Below are 17,078 nucleotides of genomic sequence, written 5' to 3' on the forward strand. Positions count from 1 at the left end.
GGCCGAGGTCAATGGCCCATCCCCGCACTCACCTGCAACACCGGCCCGCGATGACGCGCCCCCTTCAACAGCACCGCCGCCGCGCCGACCGCCGCGGGAATCGCAAGCGACGTGAGCCGAAGCACCAGTTCGCGTGCAGCATGCCGGCGCCGAGCGCCGGACCGCAGCGCATCTTTGCGGTGCGCTTCGCTTCGATGGACCAGCACGACGTTGACGGCTTACGTCATCGCGTAAGCCCGTTCGACTACACCGAGCGTCGCCTCGCGCAGCTTGCGGGCACGCGCGAGCGCGGGCGCGGTACGCGCCCACCGCTGCGTCGGCACTTCGATGCTGAGCGGCAAATGATCCGGCAACGCGCGCAGGATGCCGGCGAGATCGATGCCTCCGTCGCCCGGGATCAGACGCTCGCAACGCGCCTGGAACAGCAGCGTGTCGAGGTCGGCGGGACGCTCGGCCGGCGCATCGCAAAACTGCACGTAGCCGAAGTACTCGCGCGGCAATGCGCGCAACGCGTCGGTCGACGAACCCGCGCGGTCGAAATGAATCGGATCGACGATCAAGCCGGTGTTGGGCCGCGCCGCTGCCTTCACGATGCGCGCGCCTTGCGTGATGTCCTTCACGTCGGTCCACGGCATCGGTTCGAGCGACGGCGACAGGCCGAGCGGCGCGGCCAGATCGCACAGTTGCGCGAGACGCTCTGCCGTGCGCGCTTCGTCGGGATCGTTGCCCGCGACCAGCACGTAGCGCGCGCCGAGTTCGGCGGCGGTGTCGAGCATCGGCGCATAGGCGCCCACGTCGGTGTCGGGCTTGAGCCGCAGAATCTCGACGTCGAGTACCTTGATCCCCGTGTCGCGCAAACGCGCAAGCGTCTCGCGCTTTACCGGCGTGGGGCCGATGATCTCATGGCGCACTTCATGATCGGTGGCGGGCAACAGGCGCAGCCCGACGAAGTCGTAGCCGGCCTGCGCGGCGCACTCCACCATCTGCGGCGGGCTCAGTTCGAGCACCGTCAACGCCGATAGCGAGAGCGCTCGCGAGTGATGCTGGATCATGTCGTCTCCTCATGTTCATATTCGGCGCGCGAGCCGCGCGGACTCGCGCGCGCTCAGTGCGGTCAACTTCGTTCAGTCTCGTTCAGCGCAGCGGCGAGAATGGCGCCGGCACGCAGATCGTCGACTCCATCGTGGTCAGATGCGCCGGGCCACCCTTGGGCGGCCAGATGCCGTCCTTTACCGCTTCAGCGCGAATCCGCGAGCGTTCGTCGACGCTCGCATACGGCCAGATGTTCAGAAAGCGCGGCACCGTGCCGTCGAGCGCATACATCGCGCCGACGAGCGGCGAGCGCCGGGTGCGCTCGGGCACGGCCTTCTCCCATGCATCGATGGTGTGCTGCAGGCTCGCCAGCTTCGTGCCATAGACGCGCATCTCGTAGATGCCGCCGTGCACGGCCGGCTCGATCGGCGGGAGAAACGGGAATAGCGCATAGCTGTCGATCTTCACGTCGGTGACGAATTCGCCGCAACCGAACGGATTGCCTTCGAGCAGCATGCGCTTGCGCTCGGTGATCAGCGACGCTTCGGAGTCGAAACCGCGCAGCACCAGAACCTGGCCGAGCGCGCCGATATCGGAGTACCAGCAGCCGAGCAGTTTCGAGCCGGGCAGGTCGCCGCTTGCCTTAATACTTTCGAAGACCTGCGCGTTCGCGCCGATTTTCACTGTGAGCGTGACCACGTCGTAGAGAGTCATTGCATGTGTCCTTGTGACTGGAGGGTGGAATTCGTGGGCGGGATGGATTGTTTCGTCGAGTCCGCCTGTGCGGTTTCAGCTGCACTGGCCAGAGCAAGTCCCGCGAGATAACCGAAGGTCATCGCGGGGCCGAGCGTGATGCCGCCGCTCGGATAACAGCCGCCCATCATGCTGGCGCTGTCGTTGCCGACCGCGTACAGGCCCGGCACCGGTTGACCGTTGTCGCCGAGTACATGCGCGCTTGCGTCGGTGGCGAGTCCCCCGAACGTGCCGAGGTTGCCGGGCAGCAACTTGACCGCGTAGTACGGACCGTCTTCGAGCGGCGCGACGCACGGGTTCGGCGCGTGCCGCGCGTCGCCCTGCACGCGGTTGTAGGGCGTCGAGCCCTTGTGGAATTGCGGATCGTAGCCGTCCTTCGCGTAGCTGTTGTAGGCGGCGACGGTGTTCGCGAGCCCTTGTGAATCGATCCCGCATTGCGCGGCCAGTTCGGCCAGACTGTTCGCGCGCTTCAGATAGTCTGAGCGGCGATACGGACCGGTGGGAAACGGAAACGGCTTTGAAAAACCGAGGCCGTAACGGCGTTGAAAGTGATGGTCGCAGATCAGCCATGCGCAGACTTCGTCGCCGTCTGGCGTCGTGCCGATCAGCGCGCTCATGAAGTCGTGATACGACGACGCTTCATTGACGAAGCGCCGCCCTGCCCGCGTCACCGCGATCACGCCCGGCTTCGCGCGCTCGATCAGATGGGGAAACGCGACGGCCGGCTGGCCACCGCCTTGCGGCACGAGCGAGACCGGCGCCCATGCCGCAGGCGTTTCGAGCGACGCGTCGAAATGGCCGCCGACCGCTTCGCCCAGACGGATGCCGTCGCCGGTATTCGAGAGCGGCGCGGCGGACCAGTGCTCGCGCCCCGACGGCGTATAAGCGAAAGTCTGCGCGCGGCGCGCGCGGTCGTGCGGATAGCCACCGCACGCGAGCACCACGCCGCGCGCGGCTCGCACTTGGTGCGACACACCGTCAATCTCGACGCGCGCACCGGTTACGCGGCCGGCTTCCTTACCGGCTGCACCATCCGCTTCGCGCAGCAACGCGACTGCCTTCGCATTCGTGCGCAAATCGACCCCACGGTCATGCGCCGATTGCAGCAGGCGCGCGACCAGCGCATTGCCGTTCACCAGATGCATCGAGCGGCCATAGCGCAGCTTGTGGCCCGCGAAGGCCGCGAGCCGTCGCAGCACGTGCATCGCCGAGCGCAGCGAGCGCGTGGCATTGAAGAAGTGCGCGAGATCCTGGCCCGAGCCGATCGCCAAACCCTTGAGTGTCACGACGCCGAGCGGCGGGCGCAGCCGGTCGATCAGCGGACCGAGTTCGCGGCCGTCGAACGGCATCGCGCACACCGAGCGGCCGCCGCTTGCCGCGCCGGGCGTGGTATGAAAATCGGGAATGCGATTGCCGTCGATGAAACGCATCGACGTATGGCGTTCGAAAAACTCGACCATCCGCGGACCGGCTTCGAGCAAGGCATCGACCTTGGCGCCGTTGAAGTGCGCGCCGAGTTCGTTGCGCAGATAGGTCCGCGATGCTTCGGATTCCTCCACGATTCCGGCACGCGTGGCGAGCGGGTTGCCGGGAATCCACATCCAGCCGCCCGACCATGCGCTCGTGCCGCCGAACACGTCGGCCTTCTCGGCCACCACCACGCGCAGTCCGCGCGTCGCGGCGGTCACCGCGGCGGCCAGACCAGCGGCGCCGGAACCCAGCACCAGCACATCACATTCGAGGATCGGTTCGCGCTTCATTGGCAATTCGCTTTCATCGTTGAACAGAGATCGGGTGCGGTCATAGCCTTATTTAATCCAGGCTGTGCTCTGGTTCGTCAGAGGATCTTTTCCTTGTCCCGCCCTGCTGCCCCGCCGGCCAAACCAGACGAAGCCGCCGGGGCCGCATCCGAACGCGCCCCTTTCGCACGCGCCGCCGCATCGCGCCCTGCGAGATAGGCAAACGTGAGCCCGGGCCCGAGCGTGATGCCGGGTCCGGGATACACGCCCCCCATGACCGATTGCATATCGTTGCCGCACGCGTACAGCCCGCCGATCGGCTGATCGTCGCGGCCCACCACGCGGCCCTTCGCATCGGCGACAAGGCCGGTCGCCGCGCCGATGTCGCCCGGATAGAGCCGCACCGCGTAGAACGGCGCGCGCCCGATCGGTCCGAGGCACGGGTTTGGCCCTTGCCAGTTCGGGTCGCCATTGGCGCGCTGGTAATCGGTCGTGCCGCGCTGAAAATCCTCGTCCACGCCGGTTCGCGCGTATTCGTTGATGCGCGCGACGCTGTCGGCGAGCCCCGAGGCGTCGATGCCGAGTTTCGCCGCGAGTTCGTCGAGCGTATCGGCGCGGGTCAGATAGCCATCCGCGAGAAATGGCGCGAGGCCCTTGCCGCCCGGGCGCACCATGCCGAGCCCGTGTTTGCGCAGGCCTTGCGCATCCGTGACGAGATACGCGGGCACCGATGGGGTCTTGCGATGCGCTTCCTGCATCGCAATCCCGAACAGGTGATACGAGGTGTTTTCGTTGAGGAAACGCTTGCCTTGCTGATTGACCACGAGCATGCCGGGCTTGCCGCGATCCATCAGGAAATGCGGGAACACCGCGGTCGTGCCATCGCTGCGTTTGCGCACCGAGACGGGTGCCCAGAACGCGTTGCTCAGCGCGCCTTCGCCGTAACGCGCGCCGATGGCGAGCGCCAGATCGTGCGCGCTGCCCGTGTGCCCCGGCGCGCCAGGACACCAGCTCGGGTCGGCGCCCGGCAGCATCGTGCGACGCCGCTGTGGATGCCGGTTGAAACCGCCGCTCGCGAGAATCACGCCACCTGTCACCGTGATCTGGCGGCGCTGGCCGTACTGGCACAGCGTCATGCCTTCGACGCCGCCGCTCGCGCCGGTATGCAACGACTCCAGTCTCGTGTTCATCAGCACCGTGACCTCGCGCGTCAGCAGCGAATGCAGCAGGCGGCCGATCAGCGCATTGCCCATCACGAGACGCGTGCCGCGCGGCCAGCTCATGCGGTCGCACGCATGACGCGCGAGCAGCTTTACCGCATGGCGCAGCGACTTCAACGACTTCGTCATGTTGAGCAGATGACCGACATCGTCGCGATCGACCATCATCCCGCCGAGCACCGTGAACTCGGGAATCGGCGGACGGATCAGCGCGAACTGTTTGCCGAGCTTGCGGCCGTCGAATGCGAGCGGTTCGAGCGCGCGGCCGCGCAACGTCGATCCCTCCAGTTCGGACAGATAGTCGGGATGAAACGGGCGCGCGCGATACTTCACGTCCGAATTCGCCTCGATATGTGCGACGGCCTGCGGACCCGCCTGCAGGAACGCGCGGCGCAACGCCTCGTTGCTGCGCTCGCCGACCGCGCGGCGCAGAAAGGCCTCGGCGTTCGCGCTGCTGTCGTCCGGGTTGACCGACGGGCCGTGCATCGAAGCAGGTATCCACGTGGTGCCGGCCGAATAGGCGGTGGTGCCGCCCACGTATTCGGTGCTCTCGACCAGCAACACGCGCGCGCCGTCGATCGCGGCGAACAGCGCCGCCGACATGCCCGCCCCGCCCGCGCCGATCACCACGACGTCGAACGTTGCGTGCTGTTGCAAACTGCTGAGTGTCTCCACCATCTGCTGCTCCTTTGCGCTCTCTTAGGGCGACGACTGGGCTGGATTTTTCACCGTTCGTCGCGCATCTAGAATTTGCTATTGAATTGGAATACTATTCCACAAAAGCGGAAAATGCAAAGCATTGAAACATTTCACGGAGACACAGCAATGCGCGTATTGGTGACAGGAGCAAGTGGTTTTCTGGCGGCGTGGGTCATGCGCCGCCTGCTCGACAAAGGCCTGAACGTCAAGGGGTTCGACCTGCGCGCCGGCTCGCCGCTGCTGGCAGCGCTCGCACCGGAGCGGGCCGCGTCAATGCAATGGGCGAGCGGCGACATCGCGCTAGCGGACGACGTATCGGGCGCGGTGGACGGCTGCGACGTGGTAATTCATCTGGCCGGCGTGCTGACGCCGGCATGCGCGCTCGATCCGGTGCGCGGCGCGCAAATCAACCTGATCGGCACGCTCAACGTATTCGAAGCCGCCCGCGCCGCCGGCCTGAAAAGCGTGTTGTATGCGAGCAGCGCGGGCGTCTTCGGTCCCGACGACGGCAGCGTACCGTTTCCGCAGACCTTATATGGCGCGTTCAAGCTCGCGTGCGAAGGCGCGGCGCGCACGTACTGGCACGACCACGGCATCGCCAGCGTGGGCTTCCGGCCGCTCGTCGTGTATGGCGCCGGGCGCGAAACCGGGTCGAGCGCCGGACCGAGCCTCGCGTGCCGCGCCGCGGCGAGGCGCGAGCGGTATACGATTCCGTTCACCGGTTCGACCGGCCTCGTGTTCGCGGACGACGTGGCCGCCGCGTACGAAGCCGCGCTATTTGAAGCGCCGCGCGGCGCGCATGTGTTCACGCTCGCGGGCGACATCGTTTCGGTGGATCAGGTTATCGAGCGGATCGGCGAGATCGTGCCGGGCGCGCGCATCGATGCAGCCGGTGAACCGTTGCCGATCGCCACCTCGTTTCCCGTCGACCCCGCGCTTGCGGACCTGCTGCCGGGTTTGCCGCACACGCCGCTCGAACAGGGCTTGCGGCAAACCGTGGCGTTCTATCGCTAACGCGCACTTCAACCCGATCAAGCAGGACAGCCCGGCATCGCGCACGATGCAACGGGGCATCACTCTCTGGAGATTCGAATATGACGCAAGCTCACGCACTGCCGTTTTCCGCTTCGCTCGATGAGGGCCTGAGCGGCGCGACGCGGGTGTATTTCATCGTCGGCGATCCGATTGCGCAGGTGCGCTCGCCGTCCGGCGTGACCGCCGCGTTGCGCGCCGCCGGCCGCGACGCGCTGGTGGTCCCCGCTCACGTCGCCCCCGCCGACCTGCCCGCGTTCTTCGCGGGCGTCACGCCGATGCGCAACGTCGACGGCGTGATCATCACGGTGCCGCACAAATTCAGCGCCGCCGAATATTGCTCGACGTTGTCCGAGCAAGCGGCCTTCCTCGGCGCGGTCAACACGCTGCGCCGTACGGCGGACGGGCACTGGCACGGCGGCATGTTCGACGGCACGGGTTTCGTCGCGGCGCTCGTCGACGCGGGCTGCGCGTTGCGCGGCAAACGCGCGTTGCTGGTCGGCGCCGGCGGTGCGGGTTCCGCGATCGGCCATGCGCTGATGCAAAGCGGCATCGGCGTGCTCGAAGTGCGCGACAACGATGCCGAACGCACTGCGTCGCTGGTCGGGCGATTGAATGCGCTCGGGCATGGCGAAGCACGCCGCGTGGACGCCGCGGTGCAGGCTCATGCATACGACGTGGTCGTGAACGCGTCGCCGCTCGGCATGCGCGCGGACGATCCGTTGCCGATCGACGTATCGCGCTTGCCAGCTACGACCTTCGTCGGCGATGTGGTGACCAAACCGCCGCTCACGCCGCTGATCGAAGCGGCGCGCGCACGCGGTTGCCCGACCGTGACGGGCACGCAGATGTTCGGCCGTGTGTGCGACCGGATGGTGACGTTCCTGCTCGCAGCGGACGGGTGAATGCAACGGCGTTGCGCTGCTAAACTGGCGCCACGCCAACCTGCTGAACACCTACGCTCCAACTCATGCTTCGATTCGACAACCTCAGCAAGCACTACGCCGACCGCATCATCTTCGAGGGACTGCATTACCACGCCGCGTCGGGATGTATCGCGTTAAACGATGAATCGGGCAGCGGAAAATCGACGTTGCTCGGCATCCTGGCCGGCACGATCGAAGCCGACTCGGGCGACGTGTGGCTCGGCGGCCATTCGTTGCGCAGCGCGCCGCGCGCCGCGAAATCCGTGCTCACGTATGTCCCCGAGGACTGCATGATCGATCCCGATCGGACCGGTCGTGAGTATCTGAAGGATGTGGCGGATGAGAGAAAGACGGCGCTCGGCAGCGATACGCTCGATCTGGCGGACCGCTTCGGGCTCACGCCACATCTCGACAAACATTTCGAACAGATGTCGTTCGGCACGCGGAAGAAGTTTTTCCTGACTGCGGCGGCGCTTGGCGAGACTCGCGTCGTCATCGCGGACGAACCGGCCGGCGGGCTCGACGCCGCCGCACGCGCCGTGCTGGTCGAATTGTTCAAATCGTTGGCGCGTACGCGCACGGTGTTCTTTACCAGCTACGACACGGCATTGACGAAAGCGTGCGAAGCGACGAGCGTTGATTTCGCGGGTCTCGCGCGGCGCGCGTGAGGACTGCGGGTCAAGCACTGTCCCGCACATATCGAAGCAGCGGGAGTAACGCCGCGATCCTCGACCGGACTTCACTCCCGCTTGCCGACGCGCTCGTCACATCGTCACATCGTCACGCAAATCTTCCCGAAGTGCGCGCCCGATTCCTCGTGCCGGAACGCATCGCCGAGTTTCTCCAGCGCAAACGTGCTGTCGATCACCGGCTTGATGCCCGTCACTTCCAGCGCGCGGATCATGTCGATCTGATCCTGGCGGCTGCCGACGATCAGCCCTTGCAAGCGTTGCTGTCTTGCCATCAGCGCCGCGGTCGGCACCGGTCCGGCGCGTCCGGTCAACACGCCGATCAGCGCGATATGGCCGCCGATCCGGCACGCGGTAATCGACTGCGGCAACGTGCCGGGGCCGCCTACTTCGATCACGTGATCGACGCCTCGTCCATCCGTCAACTGACGAACCTGTTTGCCCCATTCAGGATTGTCGCGATAGTTGATCGTATGGTCCGCGCCCAGCTCGCGAAGCTTCGCGAGTTTCGCATCCGATGACGAAGTGGCGATCACCGACGCGCCCATCGCTTTGGCGATCTGCAAGCCGAAGATCGACACGCCGCCTGTGCCGAGCACGAGCACGGTGCTGCCCGCCTTCAACTGCCCGTCCACGACGAGCGCGCGCCACGCGGTCAACCCGGCTGTAGTCAGCGTTGCTGCTTCCGCATGACTGTAGCCGCGCGGCGCATGCGTGAAGTAGTGGCTCGGCAACACGACGGCTTCGCGCGCGTAACCGTCCACGCCGTCGCCTGGCGTGGTGCGGAAGTCGCCGACGGCGGGCGGCCCGTTTTCCCAGAACGGGAAGAAGCACGACACCACGTGATCGCCGGCCTTGAATTCGCTGACGCCGGCGCCGACCGCTTCGACAATGCCGGCGCCGTCCGCCATTGGGATCCGGCCCGCTTCCGCAGGCAGGTTGCCGCTTACCACGCCGTAGTCGTGATAGTTCAACGAGTTCGCGTGAATCCGCACGCGAATCTGTCCCGCCGCGGGTTGACCAGGGTCCGCGAGGTCGACCACCTGAAGATTCGCCACGGTGGCGGGTGAACCGATTTTGACGGCTTTCATGTTTCCATCCTTTTGCGAGTTGCGCAGGCGCTGTGCAGGCATGCATCGGCATCAGACATGCTTGGCGATGCATGCCGCGCAATGAAGATCGAGCCTGCCGGTTGACTCACAAAAGAATACCGCATGCACGATTAGCGCGTCGTCGCGCATGCAGTGCGCGGCTCAGGCAACTCGCCCCGTTCATTGCAAACGGGCTGAGGGACGTGGCCTTACGGTGACTACTTCACGGTTTGAATGACCTCGAAGCCTTCAAATTCCGGATGTCCGAGATAGAGCACACGGTTTTCGTTTCCCGCACTGCGATGCGCGGCTCGAAAGGCTTCCGATTGCGTCCACGCTTCGAATGCGGCACGGTCGCGCCAGATCGTATGGCTCGAATACAGAACGTGATCTTCCTTCTGCGGTCCCTTCAGCAAATGAAATTCCACGAAGCCCGGAACCTCTTTCAGATGGGTGTCGCGAGACGTCCACACGTTTTCGAATGCGGCCTCGGACCCAGGTGTCACTTTGAAGCGGTTCATGGCGATATACATGCTGTCAGCCTCTTTGCGGTTGCGATACGGTTGGCAAGCGGCGGGCTCTTTGGTTCACACCTCATGCGCCCGCGATGAGGTTTTTTATTATAGGCCGGCGTTGCTGCCTGTCATCGTCATCCACGTCACCGTGCAGGGGGCGCCGATGTCCAACCACGTCAATCAATCAGCGAACGGGCTTGACCTTACCGCCGTGGGAAGGTCCACGCTTGGGTCTGGTTACTCATCGGAGGCAACACATGGAATTCGCCATCCCGGACATGGCGTGTCGCGGATGCGCCAATGCAATCACTCGTGCGGTCAACCGGCTCGACCCGGCTGCGAAGCTCGACGTCGATATCTCCGGCAAGACCGTCAAGGTCACGTCGATGCTGCCTGGGCAGCGGCTCATCGAGGTGATCGAGGCAGCCGGTTTTCATCCTTCGGCAGGAAATTGATCGGAACGCGGCCGGGAAGCCGCGAGCCCTGGTTAAACTTCCGCTCTCCCTGCAGCAAGCTCACTCGAGACCCTCCACTCGGGACAACTTTTTACCTACGGACATCCACTATGAAAAACCTTCGCGCATTCCGTGCTCTTTGTATGTTCAGCGGCTTGACGTTCGCTGTAGCGGCGATGCCGGTCCAAGCGCAGCAGGCGCCTGCGATGCACGGCATGCCCATGTCGGGTTCGGAGCACGGCGCGGCGGGCGAATCGACGGACGCGTTCAAAGCCGCCGACGACAAAATGATGCATGCCATGAGCGCACCCGAATACACCGGCGAGGCCGACAAGGACTTCGTCGCGCACATGATTCCGCATCATCAGGGGGCGATCGAAATGGCGCAGGTGGAATTGAAGTATGGGAAAGATCCGGAGCTCAGGCGCCTGGCACAGAACATCATCAAGGCCCAGCACGATGAGATCGCCTTCATGCATCGCTGGCAAGCGAAGCACGGCGGCAAGTGAGAAGCGGCTTTGCGGTGCGGCGGTGATGGACTATGCGGCGAACCACGCGCCGCCCGACGCCCTTGGGGGTGCGATGAAGCCGCACCTGGGGTCGCCATTTTTCTTGTCCGCGCCTCCTGGACTGCTGAGACTGCTCACACGGTTCGATCGAGCCTGCCCTCGCGCACCTGTGCCGCCTGCGCACTGCCCCGCCTGGCGCGCAACGCGAGCGCCGCTCACCACAGCGGCCGCTTGCGCAGCAGCGGCCTCATCGCGATCAAACCGATGATCGGCCCGGGCAACAGCAGCCACGCGACCCGTGCATCGAGCGAATGATAGGCGCTCGTCGACCACAGGATCGAACACGCCGACAGGAAAAAGCCGAAGCTGTTCTGCAACGTCAACGCTCCGCCGATTTTGTCGGCGGGACATGCCTTGACCGACAGCGCGGAGAATTGCGGCGAATCGGCGATCACGCTGATGCCCCACACCAGCAACAGCGCAAGCTGCCCGGCGGTGCCCAGCGCCGACGCGAGCGGGTAGACCGCGCACAGCGTGCCCGAGATCGTCAACGCGAGCGCGGCGGTGCGCGCGCTGCCGGCCGATCTGCTCAGCTTGCCGCCCAGCAGGCAGCCAATCGCGCCGATCGCGATGATCAGAAACGACCACAGCGCGACCACACTGGCCGACGCCTGTGCGCCGCCCGCAAACGCACGCTGCACCAGAAGCGGCGTGAGCGTCCAGAACGCGTACAACTCCCACATGTGCCCGAAGTAGCCGAGCGCGGCCGCGCGAAACTCGCTGATCCGCAAGACCTGCCCGACTCCCGCCGAGAAACCCGCGCCACGCTTGCCCGCGCGCCGCGCGTGCGGCCCTTCGCCGAGCGCGAGCACCAGCAGCGCGCCGATCACCGCGAGCAGCGACGAAGCGAGCACCACCGTTTGCCAGGCAACGGTGGAGAACAGACCGCGGATCGCATGGACCGACGCCGTGCCGAGCGTCAGCATCGCGACCAGCAACGCGAGTGTCTGCGCGGCCCGGCGCGGGTCCCACGAGACCAGCAGCTTCATCCCCAGCGGATAAATGCCCGCGAGCGCGACGCCCACACCGAACCGGAACACGATCGCCGATACGAGCCCGGTGCTGCAGAGCGCGAACAGCGCATTCAACGCGGCGCCGAGAACACCGCACACGGCGAACACCTTGCTGGCCGAGAGACGATCCGCGAGTCCCGTGGTTGCCGAGACCAGCGTTCCGACGATAAAGCCCGCCTGCACCGCATTCGTCAGCCAGCCGATTCCGGATGCGTTCAATTGCCACGCTGTCTGCAAGTCGCGCATCGCACCGTTCGCGCTGAACCATAGCGACGTGCCGAGCAGTTGCGCGACGGCGATCACCAGCACGGCGCGATTCGCGCGTGCCGCGTTCAGCGCCGCCTCAGTCGCGCTGACAGTATTTGCCGGGTCTGCGGCATCCAGCCTGTCTTCCATGCTGCCTCCCGAGCTTGCGACAGCGCATCAAAGATGAGCAAGCACATTGACCAGCTTGCCAAACGGATCACGAACATAAAACCGCCGCACTCCCCACGGTTCGTCGACCGGACCATACTCGACGGCAAGCGCCGCCGCCTTCACGCGCTCGAACGCGGCGTCGAGATCGTCCACTTCGATCGACAGGTCAGGCGTAGGCGTACCCGATCCTCCCTGCGAAGCGAAACTGATTTGCACATCCATCTTTTCGGAAGACCCATACGTGGCGATCCAGCCATGATCCATCAGCAATTCGAGACCGAATATCTGCTGGTAGAAGCGCTGCGCATCGTCCACCGCCTGCGTGCCGATATTCGCGACGATCCTTTTGACTCTCATGGCTCCCTCCACCACCGTGACGATGACGCACCTTAACACCGCACGACCCTCACCCCTCCTGCGGCACCCGCACCGATCCCTCCATCAACACTCTTGCGCTGCGGCTCATCACGGCCTTCGTCACCGTCCATTCGCCATCCTTCTGACTCGCTTGCGCGCCCACCCGCAACGTGCCCGACGGATGCCCGAAGCGCACCGCCTCACGCTCGCCGCCACCGGCCGCCAGGTTCACGAGTGTCCCCGAAATCGCCGCCGCCGTGCCGATCGCCACCGCCGCCGTGCCCATCATCGCGTGATGCAGCTTGCCCATCGACATCGCCCGCACCAGCAGATCGACGTCGCCCGCGCCGACGCGCTTGCCGCTCGACGCCATATAGTCCGCCGGCTTCGCGACGAAGGCGATCTTCGGCGTGTGCTGCCGCGTCGCGATCTCGTCGAGGTGCTTGATGAGGCCCATGCGCAGCGCGCCGTGCGCGCGAATGGTCTCGAACATCGCCAGCGCTTTCTCGTCGCTATTGATGGCGTCCTGCAACTCCGTACCCGTGTAGCCGATCGCCTGCGCGTTCACGAAGATGGTCGGAATGCCCGCGTTGATCATCGTCGCCTTCAGCGTGCCGACGCCCGGCACGTCGAGATCGTCGACCAGATTGCCGGTGGGGAACATCGAGCCGCCCGCGCCCTCTTCTTCCGCGGCCGGGTCCATGAATTCTAGCTGCACTTCCGCCGCGGGAAAGGTCACGCCGTCGAGTTCGAAGTCGCCGGTTTCCTGCACGGCGCCGTCGGTCATCGGCACGTGTCCGATGATCGTCTTGCCGATGTTGGCTTGCCAGATGCGCACGGCGGCTACGCCGTCGCGCGGAATGCGGCTTGCGTCGACCAGGCCCGCGCTGATCGCGAATGGGCCGACCGCGGCGGACAGGTTACCGCAATTGCCGCTCCAGTCGACGAAGGCTTTGTCGATCGACACCTGGCCGAACAGGTAATCCACGTCGTGACCGGGCCGGCTGCTTTTAGCGACGATCACCGTCTTGCTGGTGCTCGAGGTCGCGCCGCCCATGCCGTCGATCTGCTTGCCATACGGGTCGGGGCTGCCGATCACACGCAACAGCAGTGCGTCGCGCGCGGCGCCTGGCGTTTGGGCCGCCTCGGGCAAATCCTGCAGGCGGAAAAACACCCCTTTGCTGGTACCGCCACGCATGTAGGTGGCCGGAATCTTGATCTGCGGATTATGGGCCATGAAAGTCGTGTCCTGAAGTGAGCAGGCGGCATGGCTTGCGAGGCCACACCGCCCTGTACTGCGTTACGTTATATTCGTCGCTGAACCGCCTGTTCCGACGGCTTCAATCGATTCAAGCGATTCAAGCGATTCAAGCGATTCAATCGGGACGAGCTGACCGGAGCAATCTCAAGCCGCCGCCTTCGACGACTCCAGAAAGTCCTGCGCAAAGCGCTGCAATACGCCACCGGCTTCGTAGATGGAAACCTCTTCAGCCGTGTCGAGCCGGCACGTCACCGGCACCGCGACGCGCTCGCCGTTCCTGCGGTGGATCACGAGCGTCAGATCCGCACGCGGCTTGCGCTCGCCGATCACGTCGAACGTCTCCGTGCCGTCGATGCCGAGCGTGATGCGATTCACACCCGCCTTGAACTCGAGCGGCAACACGCCCATGCCGACCAGGTTGGTGCGGTGAATGCGCTCGAATCCTTCGGCGACGATCGCCTCCGCACCCGCAAGACGCACGCCTTTAGCCGCCCAGTCGCGCGACGACCCCTGGCCGTAGTCGGCCCCGGCGATCACGATCAGCGGCTGCTTGCGCTCCATGTAGGTTTCGATCGCTTCCCACATGCGCGTGACCTTGCCTTCGGGCTCGATGCGCGCGAGCGAACCGGCCTTCACCTCGCCGTCTTCGAGCACCATCTCGTTCTTCAGCGTCGGGTTCGCGAAGGTCGCGCGCTGCGCGGTCAGGTGATCGCCGCGATGCGTTGCGTAGGAATTGAAGTCCTCTTCCGGCAGGCCCATTTTCGCGAGGTATTCGCCGGACGCGCTGTCCGGCAGAATCGCGTTGGACGGCGACAGGTGGTCGGTCGTGATGTTGTCGCCGAGCACCGCCAGGGGGCGCATGCCCTTGAGCGTGCGCTCGCCGGCCAGCGCGCCTTCCCAATACGGCGGACGGCGAATATAGGTGCTCATCTCGCGCCAGTCGTACAGCGGACTGGCTTTCGCGCCGGTGTCGACGGACACCGCGAACATCGGCTCGTAGACCTTGCGGAACTGCTCCGGCTTCACGCTCGACGCGACGATCGCGTCGATCTCCGCGTCCGACGGCCAGATGTCCTTCAGCGTGACGGCGTGGCCGTCGGCATCGATACCGAGCACGTCCTTCTCGATGTCGAAGCGGATCGTACCCGCGATCGCATAGGCGACCACGAGCGGCGGCGACGCGAGAAACGCCTGCTTCGCATACGGATGGATGCGGCCGTCGAAGTTGCGGTTGCCGGACAGCACGGCTGTCGCATACAGATCGCGCTCGACGACTTCCTTCTGGATCACCGGATCGAGCGCGCCGGACATGCCGTTGCACGACGTGCACGCATACGCGACCACGCCGAAGCCCAGCGTCTCCAGTTCAGGCAGCAGCCCGGCCTCTTCGAGATACAGCGTGACCGCCTTCGAGCCCGGCGCGAGCGAGGTCTTCGCCCACGGCTTGCGAGTCAGTCCGCGCCGGTTCGCATTGCGCGCGAGCAGGCCGGCTGCGATCATGTTGCGCGGATTGTTGGTGTTCGTGCAGCTGGTGATCGCGGCGATGATGACCGCGCCGTCGGGCATCAGCCCCGGCTCGTTCTCCACCTTGCCGCTGATGCCGCGCGCCGCCAATTCGGATACCGGCAAGCGGCGATGCGGGTTCGACGGCCCGGCGAGCGTGCGCACCACGCTGGACAGATCGAACCTGAGCACGCGTTCATACTCTGCGTGCCGCAGCGTGTCGGCCCACAAGCCGGTTTCCTTCGCATATGTCTCCACCAGCTTGACGAGTTCGTCGTCGCGGCCGGTGAGCTTCAGATACTTGATGGTCTGCTCGTCGATGTAGAACATCGCGGCCGTCGCGCCGAATTCGGGCGCCATGTTGGCAATGGTCGCGCGGTCGCCAAGCGTCAGCTTCGCGGTGCCCGTGCCATAGAATTCGAGGTACGCGCCGACCACCTTTTCCTTGCGCAGGAATTCGGTCAGCGAAAGCACCACGTCGGTCGCCGTGATGCCCTCGCCCGGCTTGCCCGTCAGCTCCACGCCGACGATGTCCGGCAGCCGCATATACGATGCGCGGCCCAGCATCACGCTTTCCGCTTCGAGGCCGCCCACGCCGATCGCGATCACGCCGAGCGCGTCCACCATCGGCGTATGCGAGTCGGTGCCGACCAGCGTATCGGGGAACGCCACGCCGTCTTTCACCTGCACCACCGGGCTCATGCGCTCGAGGTTGATCTGATGCAGGATGCCGTTGCCCGGCGGAATCACATCGACGTTCTTGAACGCGCGCTTGGTCCAGTTGATGAAATCGAAGCGGTCTTCGTTGCGCCGGTCTTCGATCGCGCGGTTCTTCGCGAACGCATCCGGATCGAAACCGCCGCATTCGACCGCGAGCGAATGGTCGACCACGAGTTGTGTCGGCACCACCGGGTTGACCAGCGCCGGGTCGCCGCCTTGCGCGGCAATCGCATCGCGCAGGCCGGCGAGGTCGACCAGCGCGGTCTGGCCGAGAATGTCATGACACACCACGCGCGCCGGGAACCACGGGAAGTCCAGTTCGCGCTTGCGCTCGATGAGCTGCTTGAGCGACGCGGTCAACATCGCCGGATCGCACCGGCGCACGAGGTTTTCGGCCAGCACGCGCGACGTGTACGGCAGTTTGTCGTAGGCGCCGGGCTGGATCGCGTCGACCGCGGCGCGCGTGTCGAAGAAATCGAGCTGGGTGCCGGGAAGGCGTTTGCGGTTTGCAGTATTCATGGCGTGGGGAACTATAGAGTAATGAGCCGGCGTCGATCGCGATCAGCGGCGGCTTGGCGCTTTTCGGGCGGCGCTTGGTGGCGGGCCGGGCAAGCAATGTGTGTAGTTTAGCTCGCTGCTTCAGGGCCGCCTGGGTGAACGCATTGCACGAGCGGAGGCGCTTGCCACTGCTTCAGTTGCCGCTGCAAAAAGCGGCCCCGGCTCAGGTGTCGATGAGCCAGGGCCCAACTTCATTGCATCGAACTTCGAGGACGCAACGGAGGAGAAACGCTTGCGCGGCTTGACTGCTGCTACGCGTTCAACAGCATCGCAGATGCCTGATCGGCCAGCGTTAGACGCGTTTTGCGAGCGGCACGAACGGCAGGTCGTCGGGTCCGGTGTAATTCGCGCTCGGCCGGATGATCTTGTTGTCGATGCGCTGCTCGATGATGTGCGCGCTCCAACCGGCCGTGCGCGCGATCACGAACAGCGGCGTGAACATCGCCGTGGGCACGCCCATCATGTGATACGACACCGCGCTGAACCAGTCCAGATTCGGGAACATCTTCTTCGCTTCCCACATCACCGC

The 17,078-nt window shown here is 65.2% G+C and carries 16 protein-coding genes; 5 read left to right on the forward strand and 11 right to left on the reverse strand.

From position 1 onward, the window contains the following. Positions 1–218: 218 nt before the first annotated feature. The 4 genes from PQR02_RS18190 to PQR02_RS18205 all read right to left on the reverse strand — a co-directional run bounded on the left by PQR02_RS18190 (position 219) and on the right by PQR02_RS18205 (position 5,422). Positions 219–1,052 carry a sugar phosphate isomerase/epimerase family protein gene (locus PQR02_RS18190; protein WP_408233626.1) on the reverse strand — a complete coding sequence of 278 codons (834 nt, stop codon included), beginning with the start codon at positions 1,050–1,052 and terminating at the stop codon, positions 219–221. 82 nt (positions 1,053–1,134) lie between these two features. Further along, positions 1,135–1,746 (reverse strand): NIPSNAP family protein, encoded by a 612-nt coding sequence (locus tag PQR02_RS18195; protein WP_408233629.1) that lies wholly within the window; start codon positions 1,744–1,746, stop codon positions 1,135–1,137. Then, the gene (locus PQR02_RS18200; protein ID WP_408233632.1) at positions 1,743–3,545 is read right to left on the reverse strand and encodes an FAD-dependent oxidoreductase; all 1,803 of its coding nucleotides are present in this window, start codon (positions 3,543–3,545) and stop codon (positions 1,743–1,745) included. The genes PQR02_RS18195 and PQR02_RS18200 overlap by 4 nt, the downstream gene beginning before the upstream one ends. Before the next feature lie 77 nt (positions 3,546–3,622). After that, the gene (locus PQR02_RS18205; protein ID WP_408233635.1) at positions 3,623–5,422 is read right to left on the reverse strand and encodes an FAD-dependent oxidoreductase; all 1,800 of its coding nucleotides are present in this window, start codon (positions 5,420–5,422) and stop codon (positions 3,623–3,625) included. Positions 5,423–5,569: 147 nt separating this feature from the next. Here PQR02_RS18205 and PQR02_RS18210 point away from each other — a divergent pair, with 147 nt between their 5' ends. The 3 genes from PQR02_RS18210 (at position 5,570) to PQR02_RS18220 (ending at position 8,069) form a co-directional block, all read left to right on the forward strand. After that, positions 5,570–6,457 carry an NAD-dependent epimerase/dehydratase family protein gene (locus tag PQR02_RS18210; RefSeq protein ID WP_408233638.1) on the forward strand — a complete coding sequence of 296 codons (888 nt, stop codon included), beginning with the start codon at positions 5,570–5,572 and terminating at the stop codon, positions 6,455–6,457. Between the two features lie 80 nt (positions 6,458–6,537). Continuing rightward, positions 6,538–7,380 (forward strand): shikimate dehydrogenase family protein, encoded by an 843-nt coding sequence (locus tag PQR02_RS18215; protein WP_408233641.1) that lies wholly within the window; start codon positions 6,538–6,540, stop codon positions 7,378–7,380. A 65-nt stretch (positions 7,381–7,445) separates the two neighbouring features. After that, a complete protein-coding gene (locus PQR02_RS18220; RefSeq protein WP_408233644.1) occupies positions 7,446–8,069 on the forward strand; it encodes an ABC transporter ATP-binding protein in 624 nt (207 codons plus the stop codon). Between the two features lie 104 nt (positions 8,070–8,173). Here PQR02_RS18220 and PQR02_RS18225 read toward each other — a convergent pair whose 3' ends face one another. Continuing rightward, the gene (locus tag PQR02_RS18225; RefSeq protein ID WP_408233647.1) at positions 8,174–9,181 is read right to left on the reverse strand and encodes a zinc-dependent alcohol dehydrogenase family protein; all 1,008 of its coding nucleotides are present in this window, start codon (positions 9,179–9,181) and stop codon (positions 8,174–8,176) included. A 218-nt stretch (positions 9,182–9,399) separates the two neighbouring features. Beyond that, the gene (gene hmuQ, locus PQR02_RS18230; RefSeq protein WP_408233651.1) at positions 9,400–9,714 is read right to left on the reverse strand and encodes a heme-degrading protein HmuQ; all 315 of its coding nucleotides are present in this window, start codon (positions 9,712–9,714) and stop codon (positions 9,400–9,402) included. 239 nt (positions 9,715–9,953) lie between these two features. On the opposite strand from hmuQ, the gene PQR02_RS18235 reads away from it, so the two are divergent. Together PQR02_RS18235 and copM are read left to right on the forward strand one after the other, a co-directional pair. Continuing rightward, a complete protein-coding gene (locus PQR02_RS18235) occupies positions 9,954–10,151 on the forward strand; it encodes a heavy-metal-associated domain-containing protein (protein WP_408233654.1) in 198 nt (65 codons plus the stop codon). A 110-nt stretch (positions 10,152–10,261) separates the two neighbouring features. Continuing rightward, positions 10,262–10,660: a CopM family metallochaperone gene (gene copM, locus PQR02_RS18240; RefSeq protein WP_408233657.1), complete on the forward strand. Its 399-nt coding sequence runs from the start codon at positions 10,262–10,264 to the stop codon at positions 10,658–10,660. A 215-nt stretch (positions 10,661–10,875) separates the two neighbouring features. Here copM and PQR02_RS18245 read toward each other — a convergent pair whose 3' ends face one another. From PQR02_RS18245 to PQR02_RS18265, 5 genes are all read right to left on the reverse strand, one after another. Next, positions 10,876–12,129: an MFS transporter gene (locus tag PQR02_RS18245; RefSeq protein WP_408233660.1), complete on the reverse strand. Its 1,254-nt coding sequence runs from the start codon at positions 12,127–12,129 to the stop codon at positions 10,876–10,878. Positions 12,130–12,156: 27 nt separating this feature from the next. Next, positions 12,157–12,507 (reverse strand): VOC family protein, encoded by a 351-nt coding sequence (locus PQR02_RS18250; protein ID WP_408233663.1) that lies wholly within the window; start codon positions 12,505–12,507, stop codon positions 12,157–12,159. Positions 12,508–12,556: 49 nt separating this feature from the next. Further along, positions 12,557–13,744 (reverse strand): 2-methylaconitate cis-trans isomerase PrpF, encoded by a 1,188-nt coding sequence (gene prpF, locus PQR02_RS18255; RefSeq protein WP_408233666.1) that lies wholly within the window; start codon positions 13,742–13,744, stop codon positions 12,557–12,559. 168 nt (positions 13,745–13,912) lie between these two features. Next, on the reverse strand, positions 13,913–16,510 hold the full coding sequence (gene acnD / locus PQR02_RS18260) for a Fe/S-dependent 2-methylisocitrate dehydratase AcnD (RefSeq protein ID WP_408233669.1): 2,598 nt from the start codon (positions 16,508–16,510) through the stop codon (positions 13,913–13,915). Positions 16,511–16,841: 331 nt separating this feature from the next. Further along, positions 16,842–17,078 (reverse strand): citrate/2-methylcitrate synthase (locus tag PQR02_RS18265; protein ID WP_408233672.1); only part of this gene is annotated, 237 nt, incomplete at its 5' end.

The organism is Paraburkholderia sediminicola, assembly GCF_046026895.1.
GTDB classification, from domain to species: Bacteria; Pseudomonadota; Gammaproteobacteria; order Burkholderiales; family Burkholderiaceae; genus Paraburkholderia; species Paraburkholderia sediminicola_C.